Genomic DNA, 15,875 nt, shown 5'->3' on the forward strand with positions numbered 1-15,875 from the left:
AGCGCCATCACGCCACCGATCACGAAGAACGCGAACGACGTCACCAGATACAGCGTGCCGATCGTCTTGTGGTCAGTGGTCGTCAACCACTTGATGCTCTTGAGGTTCCTCACACCCCGCCTGTGTCCGAGCCCCGCCCGGACGTCACACTCGCAGGACGAGACGAGCGTCACGCGAAGACACGAAAAAGAACTGTGACGATCACGAGGGTGCCGGACACGAACGGAACATGAGCAACGACGAGATCTTCGCCGCTGCCTACCGCGAGCACTACTGGGCGGTCAGCCGCTACGTGGCGCGACGGCTGGACGGGCGCACGGGCGAGGTCGAGGAAGTGGTGGCGGAGGTGTTCACGGTGGCCTGGCGCCGCCGTGCCGAGCTGCCGCACACCCCGCTGCCCTGGCTGTACGGGGTGGCACGCAACTGCCTGGCCAACGCGGTACGCGGCCGGGGACGGCGCCGCCGGCTCCTCGACCGGCTCGGCAACGACGACGCCGCACACGGCCGGCACATCGCCTCCGGACCCGAGGCGGAGCCGCCGGGCGGCTGGGTCCACGAGGCCCTGGCCAGGCTCTCCCCGAAGGACCAGGAGGTGCTGCGGCTGACCGCCTGGGAGGAACTCGGCGTGGACGAACTGGCCGTCGCCCTCGGCTGCGGCAGACGGGCCGCCTCGATGCGGCTGCACCGGGCCCGCGCCCGGCTGAGAACGGAGATCGACCGCACGGGCCCGCCACCCGGTACGGCCCCGGCCCCCCGGCCGGGCACGGACGGCGTCCGGCGGCCCCCGCACCCGGCGACCACCGCCGACGCCACCCCCGCGAAGGAACACGGCCATGGCTGACGAACTCGACCTCCTGCGCCGCGCCAACCCGGTGCCGGCCGACGCCCCGGACTTCGGCGACGGTCCCCTGGACGGTCGCGCCGAACGGCACCTGGAGAAGTTGCTGCGCGAACCACCGCCCGCCCCGCCGCCCCGGCCGCTGCCCGGCCGGCGTTCCGCCCGCCGCGGCGTCCGCCTTGCCTGGGGCCTGGCCGCCACCGCCGTCGTCGCCGTGACCGCGCTGGCGCTGCTGGGCGGCCCGAGCACCACCCCCGCCGTCGCCGCGCCCCGCCCCCTGGTGGTGCTGGCCGACGCCGCCCCCGTACCGCTGGACCGGCTCGCCGACCGCGCCGAACAGGCCGCGGCGGACGGCGGACCCGGACTGCGCAAGGGCACGCACGTGCGGTCCTGGAGCCTGGGCATGTCCGACGACGAGCCCCCGGTCACCCTCCCCGTGGAACGCGTCGTGCGCTGGACGGCCGACGGCCGCCACACCGAGCTGGTCGTGGCGACCGACCCGCGCCACCCGGGCCGCCCGGTCCTCGGCGAGGACGAGGACGGCACCCCGCGGCTGGTCGACGACGGCCACGTCATCAGCCGGAAGACCTATCCGCCGAGCTGGAGCGACGCCCCGCCCGAGTCCCCCCCGCCGCACGACGCCGGACGACTGCGCGCCTACCTGGAGGAGGTCCAGTACACCGACTCACTGGGCACGCCCCAGCTCCTCGACGCGGCCCAGGTGCTGCTCGGCCACTGGACCCTCGGCGCCCGGGAGTCGGCCGCGCTCGCCCGCCTCCTCGCGGACGCCGACGGACTGCGGCCCGTCGGACAGGTCACGGACCGCCTCGGCCGGCGCGGCCAGGCCTACGTGTACGAGGGGACCGCCGGGGTGCGCCGCATGCTGATCATGCACCCGGCCACCGGCGCCGTCCTCGGTCTGGAGACCACCTTCACCGAGGACCAGCCCGAGTACGGCGTCACGGCGGGCGACGTGATGGAGTACAGCGCCTGGACGCGCTGACCGGCCCCGCGGACCGGGCCCCGCCACTCGGCTACTCGTCCCAGACCTGGATGGTGGTCTGCTCGACGATCCTGCCGTCCCGCAGCGACAGCATCGACTCGGCGAGGACCCGCTCACCGTCCGGATACGTGCACTCCTCGGTGAACGCGGCGTGGTCGCCCTGGACGACGCAGCGGTCCAGCCGGTGCGTCATGTCGCGGCTGTACACGTCGTCGAGCATCGCGGCGATCTGGTCCCGGCCGTGCAGGACCTTGGGACGGCTGGGCTGGTCGAACCTGTCGACGATGCGGACCTCCGCGTCCGGCGCGTAGAGCGACACGAGGGGTGCCGCCGTCTCTCCTTCGATGCCCCGGCGCAGCGCTTCGGTGTCGAAGCCGGGGCCTGCCGTGGTGCCCATGACGACCTCCTTCGAAGGCCGCGGCCCGAGGGAGGGGGGAACGGGCCGCCGTGGCCCTCTCCTTCGAGCTTCCTCCGTCCGGACGCCCACGGCAATCGCGGCCGGGCCACTGGTCCTCACGAGTGAGCGGCGCCGCCCGCCCGTGTCCGGGCCCGGCCCGCGCGCGTTGCTCAGAGCATGATCTCAACACGACGTATCGTCGCCGCCGTCGGGCTCGCCGCCGGTGTCACCGGCCTCGCCGCGCCGATGGCGAGCGCGGCCGAGGGAGGCGCGCTGGGCACGGGCAAGCTCAGCGTGACGCAGACGCTGGACTCGCTCGCGGTCGGTGACATGCCCGCCGAGGACCGGGCCCAGCTGCCGAGGCCCTCCCAGCAGCTGAACCGGCTGAACGACCTCAATCAGCTCCAGCATGTCACCGGCCTGGTCTCGCCGCTGTTCGGCGCCGTCCCCGCCCTGGGCTGACCGCCTGACCGACCCGCCGCCGAGGGCCGCCCGACTCCGGGCGGCCCTCACGCGCGTCAGAACGCGCCCGGCTCAGCCGCCGGTGGCCAGGAACTGGGTCGCCGCCAGCTCCGCGTACAGCGGGTCGGCGGTCACCAGCTCCCGGTGCGTGCCGACAGCGCGGACGCTCCCAGCGTCCATCACCACGATCCGGTCGGCCATCGTCACCGTGGACAGCCGGTGGGCGACGACCAGCACCGTCGTCGTGCGGGACACGTCGGCCACGGTGTCACGCAGCGCCGCCTCGTTGACCGCGTCCAGCTGCGAGGTGGCCTCGTCCAGCAGCAGCAGCCGGGGACGGCGCAGCAGCGCGCGGGCGATGGCCACGCGCTGACGCTCGCCGCCGGACAGCTTGGTACCGCGGTGCCCGACCAGGGTGTCGAGGCCCTTCGGCAGCCTGGCGACCAACCCGTCCAGCCGGGTCGTCTTCAGCACCCCGGCGAGCGTGTCGTCGGCCGCCTCCCGGTTGCCCAGCAACAGGTTGTCCCGCAACGACCCGGAGAGCACCGGGGCGTCCTGCTCCACGTAGCCGATGGCGGCCCGCAGCGAGGACAGTTCCCAGTCCGCCAGGCTCCGCCCGTCCAGTGTGATCTCTCCCGACTCGGGGTCGTAGAACCGCTCGACGAGCGAGAACACGGTGGTCTTGCCCGCACCGGACGGGCCGACGAACGCCGTCATCCCCCGGGCCGGCACGTCGAAGGTCACCCCGTGATGGACGTACGGCAGATCGTCCGCGTAGCGGAAGCGGACGTCGTGGAAGGCGAGGGCGGCGGGCCGGTCCCCGGCGGAGGGCAGCGGGGCGGCCGACCGCACCGGCGGCTCGGCGGGCAGCCGCAGCGCCTCCTGGATGCGCACCAGCGCCGCCGCACCCGTCTGGTACTGGGCCACGGCGCCGATCACCTCCTGCAGCGGTGATATCAGGAAGAACACGTACAGCAGGAACGCGACCAGCGTGCCCACGTCCACGGCCCCGGTCGCCACCCGCGCCCCGCCCACCGCCAGCACCGTGATGAAGGCGATCTGGATGGCCAGCCCCGCCGTGTTGCCCGCCGCCGCGGACCACTTGGCGGCCCGCACGCTCTGCCGCCACGACTCCTCGGCCGCGTCGTGCAGCACCCGCTCCTCCCGGTGCTCGGCACCCGACGCCTTCACCGTGCGCAGGGCGCCCAGCACCCGCTCCAACGCGGCCCCCATCACGCCGACGGCCTTCTGGGCCTCCTTGCTCGCCCGGTTGATGTGCGGCGCGATCAGCCCGATCACCGTCCCCGCGCCCACGATCACCGCCAGCGTCACCCCGAGCAGCACCGGATCGACCAGTCCCATCATCACGATCGTCGCCACCAGCGTGAGCCCGCCGGTGCCGAGGCCGACCAGCGACTCGGAGGTGACCGTGCGCAGCAGCGTCGTGTCGGAGGTGATCCGGGCCATCAGGTCGCCGGGCTCGGTGCGGTCGACGGCTGTGACCCGCAGCCGCAGCAGATACGACGACAGGGTGCGCCGTGCGTCGAGCACCACCGACTCGGCGGTGCGCCGCAGCACGTAGGAACCCAGGGCGCCCACCACCGCGTTGGCCACGACCAGGCCCGACATGGCGAGCAGCGCGCCGGTGATGGCGCGGTCCCGCGACAGGTCGTCGATCAGGCCGCGGGCCACCAGCGGCAGCAGCAGCCCCGTCACTCCGGTGAGCAGCGAGAGCAGCGCGCCCCCGAACAGCGCCCGGCGGTGCGGCCGTACGTAACCCAGCAGCAGCCGCCAGGCGGGCGGACCGGTCTCCGTCTCTGCGATGCTCACGACGCTCCTTCGATGGACGGACGGGCGGGTGGACGGGCGGACGACTCAGGTTATGTCGCCCTGTCGTCGGCCCGTACCGATCAGTTGCGCGTAGGGTCGGAGGGATTCATCGAGTGGTTGAAGAAGGGGTCCAGACCATGGCGCAGGAAGTACGCGGCGTGATCGCACCGGGCAAGGACGAACCGGTGCGGATCGAGACGATCGTCGTGCCCGATCCCGGACCGGGCGAGGCCGTGGTCGCCGTCCAGGCCTGCGGGGTGTGCCACACCGATCTGCACTACAAGCAGGGCGGCATCAGCGACGAGTACCCGTTCCTGCTCGGCCACGAGGCCGCGGGCGTCGTGGAGTCCGTCGGCGCCGGCGTCACCGACGTGGCCCCCGGCGACTTCGTGATCCTCAACTGGCGCGCGGTGTGCGGCAAGTGCCGGGCCTGTCTGCGCGGGCGGCCCTGGTACTGCTTCGACACCCACAACGCCGAGCAGAAGATGACCCTCGCCTCGACCGGGCAGGAACTCTCTCCGGCCCTCGGCATCGGCGCCTTCGCCGAGAAGACGCTGGTCGCCGCCGGACAGTGCACCAAGGTCGACCCCGCCGTCTCCGCGCAGGTGGCCGGACTGCTGGGCTGCGGGGTGATGGCCGGCATCGGTGCCGCCATCAACACCGGGAACGTGGGCCGCGGTGACACGGTCGCCGTCATCGGCTGCGGCGGCGTCGGCGACGCGGCGATCGCCGGTTCCCACCTGGCCGGGGCGGCGAAGGTCATCGCCGTGGACGTCGAAGACCGCAAGCTGGAGACCGCCCGCTCCATGGGCGCCACCCACACCGTCAACTCCCGCGAGACCGATCCCGTCGAGGCGATCCGCGAACTGACCGGCGGCTTCGGCGCCGACGTGGTCATCGAGGCGGTCGGCCGCCCGGAGACCTATCAGCAGGCCTTCTACGCCCGGGACCTGGCCGGCACCGTCGTCCTCGTCGGCGTACCGACCCCCGAGATGAAGCTGGAACTGCCGCTCCTCGACGTCTTCGGACGCGGCGGATCCCTGAAGTCGTCCTGGTACGGCGACTGCCTGCCCTCCCGCGACTTCCCGATGCTCATCGACCTCCACCTCCAGGGCCGCCTGGACCTCGGCAAGTTCGTCACGGAGACCATCCAGCTCGACGAGGTCGAGAAGGCCTTCGAGCGGATGCACGCCGGTGACGTGCTGCGTTCGGTGGTGGTGCTGTGATGGCCGCCCGCATCGAACGCCTCGTCACCTCCGGCCGGTTCAGCCTCGACGGCGGCACCTGGGACGTCGACAACAACGTCTGGCTCGTCGGCGACGAACACGAGGTGATCGTCATCGACGCCGCCCACGACGCCGACGCGATCGCCGAGGCCGTCGGGGACCGCAGGCTGACGGCCATCGTGTGCACCCACGCCCACAACGACCACGTCGACGCCGCGCCGGCCCTCGCCGAGCGCACCGGCGCCGTCATCTGGCTGCACCCCGACGACCTGCCGCTGTGGCAGCAGACCCACCCCGACCGCGACCCCGACGCCTGGCTGACCGACGGCCAGGTCATCGAGGCCGCCGGCGCCGACCTCACGGTCCTGCACACCCCTGGGCACGCCCCCGGCGCGGTCTGCCTCTACGACCCGGGTCTCGGCGCCCTCTTCAGCGGCGACACCCTCTTCCAGGGCGGGCCCGGCGCCACCGGACGCTCCTACTCCCACTTCCCGACCATCATCGACTCGATCCGCGACCGGCTGCTGGTCCTCCCGCCCGAGACGAAGGTCCACACCGGCCACGGCGACCCGACCACCATCGGAGCCGAGGCCCCGCACCTGGAGGAGTGGATCAAGCGCGGGCACTGACCCGTCGGGACGCGCGTAAACAGGACACGCGTAAAAGGAGACAGAAGATGTCCGGCTTCCCGGGCACTCTCGATCACGACATCGCTCGTGCGCGAGAGGAACGGGAGCCGGACATGGCAGCGTCACCGGAAGAGTCACCGAAGAAGCCGCTGACGGGCAGGGTCGCACTGGTCGCCGGGGCGACCCGGGGCGCCGGACGCGGTATCGCCGTCGAACTGGGCGCGGCCGGCGCCACCGTCTACGTCACCGGCCGCAGCACCCGCGCCCGGCGCTCCGAGTACGACCGCCCCGAGACCATCGAGGACACCGCCGACCTGGTCACCGAGGCGGGTGGCCAGGGCATCGCCGTACCGACCGACCACCTCGCCCCGGCGCGGGTCGCCGTGCTCGTCGACCGCATCACCCGCGAACAGGACCGCCTCGACATCCTGGTCAACGACATCTGGGGCGGCGAGAACCTCTTCGAGTGGGACAACCCCGTCTGGGAGCACGACCTCGACAAGGGCCTCAGACTCCTGCGGCTCGCCGTCGAGACCCACGCCATCACCAGCCACCACGCCCTGCCGCTGCTGCTGCGCCGCCCCGGCGGACTGGTCGTCGAGGTCACCGACGGCACCGACGACTACAACCGCCACCACTACCGCAACTCCTTCTTCTACGACCTCGCCAAGACGTCCGTCCTGCGCATGGCCTTCAGCCTCGGCCACGAACTCGGCCCGCGCGGGGCGACGGCCGTCGCGCTCACCCCCGGCTGGCTGCGCTCGGAGATCATGCTCGACCACTTCGGCGTACGCGAGGAGAACTGGCGCGACGCCCTGGACCGCGTCCCGCACTTCGCCATCTCCGAGACGCCCCGCTACGTGGGCCGCGCCGTCACCGCCCTCGCCGCCGACCCGGACGTGGCGCGCTTCAACGGCCGGTCCCTCTCCAGCGGCGGCCTCGCCCAGGAGTACGGCTTCACGGACCTGGACGGCAGCCGCCCGGACGCCTGGCGGTACATCGTCGAGGTCCAGGACGCGGACAAGCCGGCCGACGTCACCGGTTACCGCTGACGGGCGGCAGCGGCCAGCGGGCCGCGTGCCCCGGGGGGAGGGCCAGGTCCTCCCGTACGGCCGTGTAGTAGCCCTCGCGTCCAGCGCGCTGCCGCTCCAACAGGGTCTGCCAAGCATCCGGGTCACGCGTCCCCTCGCGCAGGAAGCGCTCCATCTCAAGCACCGTCACCACCCACGCCCGTGCCTTCTCCACCACATCCCTGCTGCCGAGCAGGAGCAGCGCCTCCCCGGCGGGGTCCCGGGCGAGGGTGGCCTCGGCCTGGGCAGGCGCGGCCTCCTCGGGGCTCAGCGGATGCGGGTGCGGGTCGTTGCCGAGGTGGGCGGCGACGCGGTACGTCAGCGTGACGGAGGCCTTGAGGGTCCGCGCGTAGTCGGCGTAGACCGCGAGCCTGCGCTCCTCCCAGCGGGCCGCGGTCTCACGGCTGAACCGGGCCCGATCGCTGCGGACCACGGCGAGATACGAACCGAGCGCGCCGATGACGACGCCTATGAGCGCGGGGAGTTGCTGAAGGAACGCGGACATGGAGGCACGCTATCTGCCCGAGTGATCGTTTCGGCAGTACCGTCGGGCCATGACGGACACAGGGCGATTCACCGACCACGGAGTACTGATCACCGGCGCCGCCCGGGGCATCGGCGCGGCCACCGCCCGCCGGTTCGCCGCCGAGGGGGCGCGGGTGCTGCTGACCGACGTGGACCTCCCAGCGGCGCGGCGCACGGCGGGGGAACTGACGGAACAAGGGCTCACCGCCGAGGCGTTCGTCTGCGACGTGGCCGACCGGGCGTCCGTCGAGGAGGCCGTCGGCCACGCCGTGGACACCTTCGGCGCCCTCGACGTGCTGGTCAACAACGCCTGCGCCTGCTCGCCCGACGCCCCGCTCTTCGAGGACGAACCGGACGAGGTCTGGGCCCGCGACCTCGACGTCACCCTCACCGGTGCCTACCGCTGCTGCCGCGCCGCGCTGCCCCACCTCGCGGCCTCGGGGCGCGGCGCTATCGTGAGCGTCGGCTCGGTCAACGGCGTCCAGGACTTCGGCAACCACGCCTACAGCGCCGCCAAGGCGGGCCTCGGCTCCCTGACCCGCACCCTCGCCGGACACGCGGCCGCGCGTGGCGTCCGCGTCAACCTCGTGACGCCGGGCACCGTGCGCACCACGGCCTGGGAGGGCCGGGAGGACGATCTTGCGGCGGTCCGGCGGTTGTACCCGCTGGGGCGGGTTGGCGAACCAGAGGACATCGCGGCGGCCGTCGCCTTCCTCGCCTCACGGGACGCGGCCTGGATCACCGGCACCACGCTGGTCGTCGACGGCGGTCTGACCGCGGTCAACACGGGGTTCCGGCAGGCGGTCCGGGAGTGGGACGGGATGGACTGACGGTCGGGGCGCCCGGTGGCGTTTGTCACTGTTCGGTCGCGACGCGGGTGTGGCAGGCAACCGAACCCACCGGTCGGCGGTCTAGCAGGCGGGGAGCACACCCCACCGCTTCGACGCGAAAGGCTGACCGGCCATGGGGGACATACGCAGACGGGGAGCCGTCGCACTCGGAGTCACCGCACTGGTGGCACCGCTCACGCTCGTGCTCGGTGCCGCGCCGGCCCAGGCGGCGAGCTGCACCACGCAGACGGGCCCGTACCAGAAGAAGGTGGAGAAGTTCCTCGGCCGCCCGGCCGACGGCAAGCAGTCCACCGCCGACTGCAAGGCGATCCGCGCCTTCCAGACCAAGCACGGCATCAAGCCGAACATCGGCTACGCGGGCCCTGTCACCTGGGGCGTGATGGACCTGATGACGAAGCAGAAGGCCGTCGGCAAGAACCCCAACAAGTCGGGCAAATGCCCGGTCAACAAGGGCCGCATCGCCTGCGTCAACCTCACCCTCCAGCTGAGCTGGATCCAGGACGGCGAGAAGGTCGTGTACGGTCCCGTGCCGGTCCGCACCGGCCGCGACGGATACGAGACCCGCACCGGCCTGAAGAAGGTCTACTGGCGCAACATCGACCACCACTCGACCATCTACGACGTGCCGATGCCCTACAGCCAGTTCTTCGACGGCGGCCAGGCCTTCCACTCGGCCGGCGTCAGCATGTGGAACCCGCCGGGCTCGCACGGCTGCGTCAACATGACGAAGACCGACGCCAAGAAGTACTGGTCGCTGCTGAAGAAGGGCGACGACGTCTACGTGTACGGCCGCAAGCCGGGCACCTGACGGTCATCCATCGGACACCCGGCTCGCGCGGCCGCGTCACAGCACCGGCGCGTCCCCGAAGTCCGGGATCTCCAGCCTGGCCCCGCCCTGCCGGGCGGACTCGTGCGCGACGATGCCCGGCAGGGTGTAGCGGGCGGCGACCCACGCGTTCACGGTCGGCAGGGTCCGGGAGTTCACCGCCGTGACGAAGTCGTCCACCAGGAAGTGGTGGCTGCCCTCGTGTCCGTTGTGCATCTCGTCGAACGCCCTCGGCAGCCGCGCCCGGTCGTGCACCGGCGCCGAACCCGAGGTGAAGGCGGCCCGCAGCTCCGGCGCGACGTGCTGGAGGGACGGGTCGTCGGGGGACATGGTGGGCTTGGGCTCCAGCAGGTCGCTGATGTCCTCCACCCCGTTCTTGTCCTGCCACAGGGCCACCGTGGCGAGCTGCTCCATGCTCGCCTCGGTGCCGAAGAAGCGGAAACGGGACTCCCGGATGTGCGAGGGGTAGCCGACCCGCCGGAACTCGTTCGTGCGGAACGACCCGCCGCCGGCCACCTCGAACAACGCTGTCGCGTTGGAGACGTCGTTGTCGAACCGGCTCACCGACCGGTCGAAGACCCCGTCCCCGCGCTCGTCCACCACTCCGAGCGCCGAGACGCTGACCGCGTGCGTCTGCCAGGCGCCCAGCACCCCGCCCACCGAGTGCGTCGGGTACAGCAGCGGCGGATAGCTGGCGGTGGACTTCCACGCCTCGCCGCCGCTGTACCGGTACGCCTCGTAGAAGCCCAGGTCCATGTCGTGGACGTAGTCGCCCTCGGCGTAGAAGAGCCGCCCGAAGGCGCCCTCGGCGATACGGTTGCGGGCGTGCACGGTCGCCGGGTTGTACTGGCTGGTCTCGCCCATCATGTACGTCAGTCCGGTCGCTTTGACCGAGTCTATGATCTCGGCGATCTCCCGCGTGCTGATCGCCATGGGGACCGCCGAGTACACGTGCTTGCCCGCGCCCAGTCCCTGGAGCACGAGCGGGCCGTGGGTCCAGCGCTGCGTGAAGATCGCGACGGCGTCGACGGCCTTCGACTCCAGCATCGCCTCATATGTGGGAAAGCTGCCGGCGAGACCTTCGGCGGCGACGAGCTGCTCGGCCCGCTCAGGCAGCAGGTCGGTGACATACACGTCGCTCACACCTGGGTGGGCCAGGAACAGCCTGGCGAACTGGCCGGAGAACTGGCCGGCACCGACGATGCCGAGGGAGAACGTCATGGATGGCGTGCCCTTCACTGGTCGCGTCACTGGTCGCGTCACTGGTCGCCTCGCTGGTCGTGTCACTGGTCGAGAATGAGATTGATCTGGTCGTTGGTCTCGTCGAGGCTGCTCACCGGCTTGCCGCCGCCGTAGATGTCCTGCATGGCGGGGTGCATGAGCGCGAAGACGTCCGCCGCGTAGTTGGTGATGGGGTAGGTGAAGGTCCGGAAGCCCTTCGTGTCGTCGACCGGCCGGGTGAAGGCCGTTACGTCGATGCCCTTCTTCTCGTAGGTCGCGACGGCCGCGTCCGTGCCGTCGGGCGCGGCCGGGAAGACGATGCCGTGGCCGCCCACGGTGCGCTGGCACTCCTCGGAGGCCAGGTACTTCACCCACTTCAGGGCGCCCGGCTTGTTGCGGGCGTTCTTGGTGACGGAATCCGCGAGGCCGTTCATCATCGTGGCCCGCTTGCCGGTCGGGCCCGCGGGGGTGACGGCGGTGGCGATGTCCAGGTCCTTGAAACCGGCGTACGTCGAGAGCATCCACGCCCCGTCGAAGGCGGTGGCCGCCCTGCCCGCGGCCACCTGTGCGTTGGCCTCGTTGGACTGGGAGTAGTCGGTGAAGGGGGCCATGTAGCCCTTGTCCGCCAGTCCGAAGTACCACTCGATCACCGACTGGAAGGTGTCGTCGTCGTACCGGTACTCGGTGCCCCACCGCTCCTTGTCGGTGTAGGACCAGCCCGCCGACGCGGCGAAGTGGCTCCAGGTGGTCTGACCGTCGCCGTCACCGCCGCCGTTGGAGGCGAGGCCGTAGGTCTTGACGTTGTCCTTGTCGAAGCCGGGTTCGTCGCCCCGCCTGCCCTTCTCGTCCACCGTCAGGTGCGCGACGGCCTTCTCGAAGGTGCCGCCGTCCTCCGGGTTCCAGGAGAGAGCGTTCAGCTCCTCGGCGCTCAGTCCGGCGTCCCGGGTCATCCTCTCGTTGTAGAAGAGGGCGACGGTGTCCCAGTCCTTCGGGGTGCCGTAGCGGTGGCCGTCCTCGCCGATCCAGCTGGCGGCCAGCCCGGGCTGGTAGTCGGAGTCCTCGATGCCCAGGTCGTCGAGCGGTTCCAGCACCTTCAGGCCGGCGAACTGGCCGAACTTCTGGATGTGGTCGGTGAACACGTCCGGCTGCGTGCCCGCGATGAAGCTCGCGGTCAGCTTCGTCCAGTAGTCGTCCCAGCCCATCTGGGAGATCCTCACGTCCAGGCCGGGGTTCTGCTTCTCGAAGTCCTTGGCGCACGCCTGGTAGGCGGGCAGCTGGTTGGTGTCCCAGAGCCAGTACGTCACCGTGTCGGCGGACGCCCCGGTGCCGCCCTGCGCGCAGCCGCTCACCAGGGACAGCGCCAGTGCCCCGGTCAGAGCGGCGGCCGTACGAAATCGCATGTCCGTCCCCTCACTTGATGCCGGTGAAGCTGATGGTGCTGACGATGCGACGCGCGAAGACGCCGAAGAGCAGCAGCATCGGCAGCGCCGCGATGAGCGTGGCCGCCATCAGGCCGGACCAGTCGACGCCGGTCGTCGGGGTCTGCGCGCGGAAGATGGCCAGCGCCACGGTCAGTACGCGCGAGCTGTCGCTGTAGGAGACCATCAGCGGCCAGAAGTAGTCGTTCCAGGACGTGATGTACGTCAGCACGGCCAGGGTCAGGACGGGCGTGGCCGCCATCGGCAGCAGCACCCGGAAGAAGACCCGCACCTTTCCGGCACCGTCCAGGAGCGCCGCCTCCTCCACCTCCCGGGGGATGTTCATGAAGAACTGCCGCAGGAAGAACACCGCGAACGGGGTCATGAACATCGTCGGCAGGGCGATGCCCAGCAGGGAGTCCACCAGGCCGAGTTCCTTGATGAGTACGAAGTTCGGCAGCAGGGTGAAGATGGCCGGCACCATCAGCCCGGCCAGGAACAGGGCGAACACCGTGTCCCGGCCCCGCCACCGCAGTCGGGCGAAGGCGTACGCGGCCATGGCGGAGAAGAGGATCTGGCAGACGGTGACCAGGGTGGAGACGAACACCGAATTGAGCAGGTACCGCCAGAACTTGAGGCCGCCGCCCGCGCCGCCCTGCGCGATCGCCTCCTCGGCGGACTGCAGGCCGAGGGCCCGCTCGAAGCCGCCGGTCGTCGGGTCGACCGGCAGCGGGTCGGCCGGGTGGCCGGCCAGTCCGGTGTTGGTGGACAGCGCGGTGCGCAGGATCCAGTAGAAGGGCAGCAGGGTGACGAGCACGATCGCGGCCATCACCGCCCAGGCCACGATCCGCCCGGGGGAGAGGCGGCGCCTGCCGCGCCGTACCGTCGCCCGGCCGGCCGAAGACGCCCCGGTCGCCGCCGCGGACGCCTTGGTGGACACGGAGGCCGTGTCGGTCATCTCGTTCTCCTCTCCGTCAGCCGAGGTCGGTCCGGCCGGCCCGGGTGAGCCGGTACTGGACGAAGGTGATGGCGCTCAGCACGACGAGCAGGGCGACGGACATCGCCGAGCCGTACCCGAACTGGAAGCGGCCGAAGGCGGCGCCGTAGATGTAGAACTGGAGCACGTTGGTGGCGTTCGCCGGTCCGCCGGCGGTGGTCACGGCGACCGTGTCGAAGACCTGGAACGAACCGATCACCGTCATGATGAGGACGACCGCGAGGACCGGCCGCAGCAGCGGCAGCGTGATCCGCCGGAACATCCGCCACTCGCTCGCGCCGTCCACTGTCGCGGCCTCGTACATGTCGTTCGGGATGGCCTGGAGCCCCGCGAACAACAGCAGCGCGGTGTAGCCGACGTGCCGCCACACGTTGATCAGCGCGATGGTCGGGACGGCCCAGGTCTCGTCGGCGAGGAACGGGATGCGGTCGGTACCGAGCGCCGCGAGGATCTCGTTTCCGACGCCGAGCTGCGTGTCCAGGATCCACAGCCAGACGATGCCGGCCACGACGTTGGACATCAGATACGGCGTGAGCACGATCCCGCGCAGCACCGACGACTGCGTCAGCCGCTGGAGCAACACGGCGACGGCCAGGGCCGACACCGTCTGCACGCCGATGTTGATGACCACGTAGCCGACCGTGATCCGCAGCGAGTCCCAGAAGATGGGGTCGTGGACCATCCGCACGTAGTTGTCCAGGCCCACCCACTGAGCCGGTGTCAGCAGGTTGAAGCGGGTGAAGCTCAGGTAGATCCCGCGCAGCGTCGGCCAGAGCAGGAAGACCGTGAAGCCGAGGAGGGCCGGCGCGACGAACACCGCGGCCAGACGTCCGTCGCCCCGGTTCTCGGCACGACGGCTGGAGGGGATGGTCATCGGGAGACTCCCTCTCACGCGGCGGCTCGGTCTCACTTACTTTTGGTGTGGAACAATCATCGCGTCAAGGGTTGGTGCAAGTATCTTTCCAAGGAGTGAGGTGCGGCTTAGGGTGATCCCGTTAGTTCCGAGGTGGAAGAAAGTGGGGGCTCGACCATCATGACCACAAGTGCCGAAGGCTGGCTCCCGCTGAGCCCCGGCGAACGCTCCGTGGCGATCGAGGTGCTCGTGCACGGACCGCTGTCCCGCACCGAGATCGCCCGGCGGCTCGCTCTCTCCCCGGGCAGCCTCACCCGGCTGACCAAGCCGCTCATCGAGTCGCGGCTCCTGGTCGAGGTCCCGGAGACGGGCGCGCCGGCCGGAGTGCGGCAGGGCCGGCCTTCGCAGCCGCTCGACGTGGTCGCCGACTCCCGGTACTTCCTCGGCTTCAAGATCACCGGTGACATGGTGTACGGCGTCGTCACCACCCTCAGAAGCGAGATCGTCGCCCGCCACGACCGTCCGCTCAGCACACACGACCCCGTCGAGGTCGCCGACCTGCTGGCCGCGATGACCGGGGAGCTGTCCCGTACCCGTCCCCGGGTCGTCGGCATCGGCATCGGCGTCGGAGGGCTCGTGGAGGGCCGTGCCGTGGTCGGCGAGTCACCCTTCCTGGGGTGGCGGGGCGTTCCGCTGGCAGGACTGGTCGAGGAGCGCACCGGGCTGCCGGTCGTCGTGGAGAACGACACCGCCGCCTTCGTGGAGGCCGAGACCTGGTTCGGGGCGGGACGCGGCCTGGACCGGTTCGTCGTCCTCACCATCGGCGCCGGCGTCGGTTACGGACTCGTGCTCGGCGGCAAGCGGGTGCCGTACTCGGGGGGCGAGGACCGCGGGTTCGGCCGCCACTGGATCCTCGACCCGTACGGCCCGCTCACCCCCGACGGCCGGCGCGGCAGCGCCGTCTCACTGCTGACCATCCCCAACATCCGCTACCAGGTCAGGGCCGCCACCGGCCGCGACCTGAGCTACGAGGAGATCCTCGCGTCCGCCGCCGACGGCGAGCGCATGCCCGCCCGGGTCGTCGAGGAGGCCGGGCGGGCCCTGGGCACCCTGGTGGCGCAGATCGCCAACTTCGTGATGCCGCAGAGGATCCTGCTCGCGGGTGAGGGGGTCGGCCTGATGGACGTGGCCGGTGATGTGGTGGAGCACACCATCCGCGACAACCGGCATCCGCAGGCCGCGCCGGTCGACCTGGAGACCAAGGTGTCCGACTTTCACGACTGGGCGCGCGGTGCCGCCGTGCTGGCGATCCAGGTGCTGGTGCTGGGGGCCGCGCAGGCGTGAAGTGGTGGGCCGTGTGCGGCGGAACACAGTCGCTGTGAACGAACTCAGCGGTAGGCCTTGACAGATGAGAAGATTGACGTGACCAGTAACACGGTCCGGTATGTCCGTTTGGCGCGCCATTACTCACATCGTCTTCACGCCGGGCGCCGTATGCTTCACAGCATGTCCACCACTGTTGAACCCTCCTCCGAGCGATCGGCTGCCGAGGTCAACGAGGAGATCCGGGCCCTGTGGCTCCGGTCGGGCGGGACACTGAGCGTCGAGCAGCGCGCGGAGTACCAGCGGCTGGTCATGGAGTGGGCCACCGCGGCCCCGGAGCCCGTGCAGGCCGCCTGAGCGGCGGCTGAGGCTCCTCGGCGCATCTGAGCCCCGGCCCCGGGCACCC

17 protein-coding genes are annotated in these 15,875 nt (G+C 71.1%); 10 read left to right on the forward strand and 7 right to left on the reverse strand.

Annotation, left to right across the window (positions count from 1 at the left end; genetic code table 11):
• The first annotated feature begins 229 nt into the window (after positions 1-229).
• Together ACFW48_RS34740 and ACFW48_RS34745 are read left to right on the forward strand one after the other, a co-directional pair.
• Positions 230-841 carry an RNA polymerase sigma factor gene (locus tag ACFW48_RS34740; protein ID WP_386322057.1) on the forward strand — a complete coding sequence of 204 codons (612 nt, stop codon included), beginning with the start codon at positions 230-232 and terminating at the stop codon, positions 839-841.
• Entirely contained in the window at positions 834-1,841 is a 1,008-nt protein-coding gene (locus ACFW48_RS34745; RefSeq protein WP_386322059.1) for a CU044_5270 family protein, read from the forward strand. The genes ACFW48_RS34740 and ACFW48_RS34745 overlap by 8 nt, the downstream gene beginning before the upstream one ends.
• Before the next feature lie 31 nt (positions 1,842-1,872).
• Here ACFW48_RS34745 and ACFW48_RS34750 read toward each other — a convergent pair whose 3' ends face one another.
• Positions 1,873-2,238, reverse strand: a complete 366-nt coding sequence (locus tag ACFW48_RS34750; protein ID WP_386322061.1) for a nuclear transport factor 2 family protein — start codon at positions 2,236-2,238, stop codon at positions 1,873-1,875.
• A 177-nt stretch (positions 2,239-2,415) separates the two neighbouring features.
• Here ACFW48_RS34750 and ACFW48_RS34755 point away from each other — a divergent pair, with 177 nt between their 5' ends.
• Positions 2,416-2,700: a hypothetical protein gene (locus ACFW48_RS34755; protein ID WP_386322063.1), complete on the forward strand. Its 285-nt coding sequence runs from the start codon at positions 2,416-2,418 to the stop codon at positions 2,698-2,700.
• A gap of 72 nt (positions 2,701-2,772) precedes the next feature.
• Here ACFW48_RS34755 and ACFW48_RS34760 read toward each other — a convergent pair whose 3' ends face one another.
• Positions 2,773-4,530: an ABC transporter ATP-binding protein gene (locus ACFW48_RS34760; protein WP_386322064.1), complete on the reverse strand. Its 1,758-nt coding sequence runs from the start codon at positions 4,528-4,530 to the stop codon at positions 2,773-2,775.
• 137 nt (positions 4,531-4,667) lie between these two features.
• Between ACFW48_RS34760 and ACFW48_RS34765 the strand changes: the two genes are divergently transcribed.
• The 3 genes from ACFW48_RS34765 to ACFW48_RS34775 all read left to right on the forward strand — a co-directional run bounded on the left by ACFW48_RS34765 (position 4,668) and on the right by ACFW48_RS34775 (position 7,437).
• Positions 4,668-5,756, forward strand: a complete 1,089-nt coding sequence (locus ACFW48_RS34765; RefSeq protein ID WP_386322065.1) for an S-(hydroxymethyl)mycothiol dehydrogenase — start codon at positions 4,668-4,670, stop codon at positions 5,754-5,756.
• Positions 5,756-6,385, forward strand: coding sequence for an MBL fold metallo-hydrolase (locus ACFW48_RS34770; protein ID WP_386322067.1), 630 nt, complete (start codon positions 5,756-5,758; stop codon positions 6,383-6,385). Before ACFW48_RS34765 ends, ACFW48_RS34770 begins: the two co-directional genes overlap by 1 nt.
• Before the next feature lie 113 nt (positions 6,386-6,498).
• Positions 6,499-7,437, forward strand: a complete 939-nt coding sequence (locus ACFW48_RS34775) for an SDR family oxidoreductase (protein WP_386322068.1) — start codon at positions 6,499-6,501, stop codon at positions 7,435-7,437.
• Here the strand turns inward: ACFW48_RS34775 and ACFW48_RS34780 are convergent.
• Complete coding sequence (locus ACFW48_RS34780; protein ID WP_386322070.1) at positions 7,421-7,960, reverse strand: hypothetical protein; 540 nt, start codon at positions 7,958-7,960, stop codon at positions 7,421-7,423. The two genes, ACFW48_RS34775 and ACFW48_RS34780, sit on opposite strands and share 17 nt — an antisense overlap.
• A gap of 49 nt (positions 7,961-8,009) precedes the next feature.
• Between ACFW48_RS34780 and ACFW48_RS34785 the strand changes: the two genes are divergently transcribed.
• Together ACFW48_RS34785 and ACFW48_RS34790 are read left to right on the forward strand one after the other, a co-directional pair.
• Positions 8,010-8,810, forward strand: coding sequence for an SDR family NAD(P)-dependent oxidoreductase (locus ACFW48_RS34785; RefSeq protein ID WP_386322072.1), 801 nt, complete (start codon positions 8,010-8,012; stop codon positions 8,808-8,810).
• A gap of 133 nt (positions 8,811-8,943) precedes the next feature.
• The gene (locus ACFW48_RS34790; RefSeq protein ID WP_386322074.1) at positions 8,944-9,639 is read left to right on the forward strand and encodes a L,D-transpeptidase family protein; all 696 of its coding nucleotides are present in this window, start codon (positions 8,944-8,946) and stop codon (positions 9,637-9,639) included.
• 36 nt (positions 9,640-9,675) lie between these two features.
• On the opposite strand, the gene ACFW48_RS34795 is transcribed toward ACFW48_RS34790, so the two are convergent.
• The 4 genes from ACFW48_RS34795 to ACFW48_RS34810 all read right to left on the reverse strand — a co-directional run bounded on the left by ACFW48_RS34795 (position 9,676) and on the right by ACFW48_RS34810 (position 14,167).
• Positions 9,676-10,878 (reverse strand): Gfo/Idh/MocA family protein, encoded by a 1,203-nt coding sequence (locus ACFW48_RS34795; protein ID WP_386322076.1) that lies wholly within the window; start codon positions 10,876-10,878, stop codon positions 9,676-9,678.
• 62 nt (positions 10,879-10,940) lie between these two features.
• The gene (locus ACFW48_RS34800) at positions 10,941-12,278 is read right to left on the reverse strand and encodes an ABC transporter substrate-binding protein (RefSeq protein WP_386322078.1); all 1,338 of its coding nucleotides are present in this window, start codon (positions 12,276-12,278) and stop codon (positions 10,941-10,943) included.
• A 10-nt stretch (positions 12,279-12,288) separates the two neighbouring features.
• On the reverse strand, positions 12,289-13,254 hold the full coding sequence (locus tag ACFW48_RS34805; RefSeq protein ID WP_386322080.1) for a carbohydrate ABC transporter permease: 966 nt from the start codon (positions 13,252-13,254) through the stop codon (positions 12,289-12,291).
• 16 nt (positions 13,255-13,270) lie between these two features.
• Positions 13,271-14,167 (reverse strand): carbohydrate ABC transporter permease, encoded by an 897-nt coding sequence (locus ACFW48_RS34810; RefSeq protein ID WP_386322081.1) that lies wholly within the window; start codon positions 14,165-14,167, stop codon positions 13,271-13,273.
• A 159-nt stretch (positions 14,168-14,326) separates the two neighbouring features.
• On the opposite strand from ACFW48_RS34810, the gene ACFW48_RS34815 reads away from it, so the two are divergent.
• Together ACFW48_RS34815 and ACFW48_RS34820 are read left to right on the forward strand one after the other, a co-directional pair.
• Positions 14,327-15,490 (forward strand): ROK family protein, encoded by a 1,164-nt coding sequence (locus ACFW48_RS34815; RefSeq protein WP_386322083.1) that lies wholly within the window; start codon positions 14,327-14,329, stop codon positions 15,488-15,490.
• A gap of 150 nt (positions 15,491-15,640) precedes the next feature.
• A complete protein-coding gene (locus ACFW48_RS34820; protein ID WP_121745465.1) occupies positions 15,641-15,826 on the forward strand; it encodes a hypothetical protein in 186 nt (61 codons plus the stop codon).
• Positions 15,827-15,875: the final 49 nt, after the last annotated feature.

The sequence above is a fragment of the Streptomyces sp. NPDC058812 genome, assembly GCF_042744565.1.
Classification (GTDB): Bacteria; Actinomycetota; Actinomycetes; order Streptomycetales; family Streptomycetaceae; genus Streptomyces; species Streptomyces thinghirensis.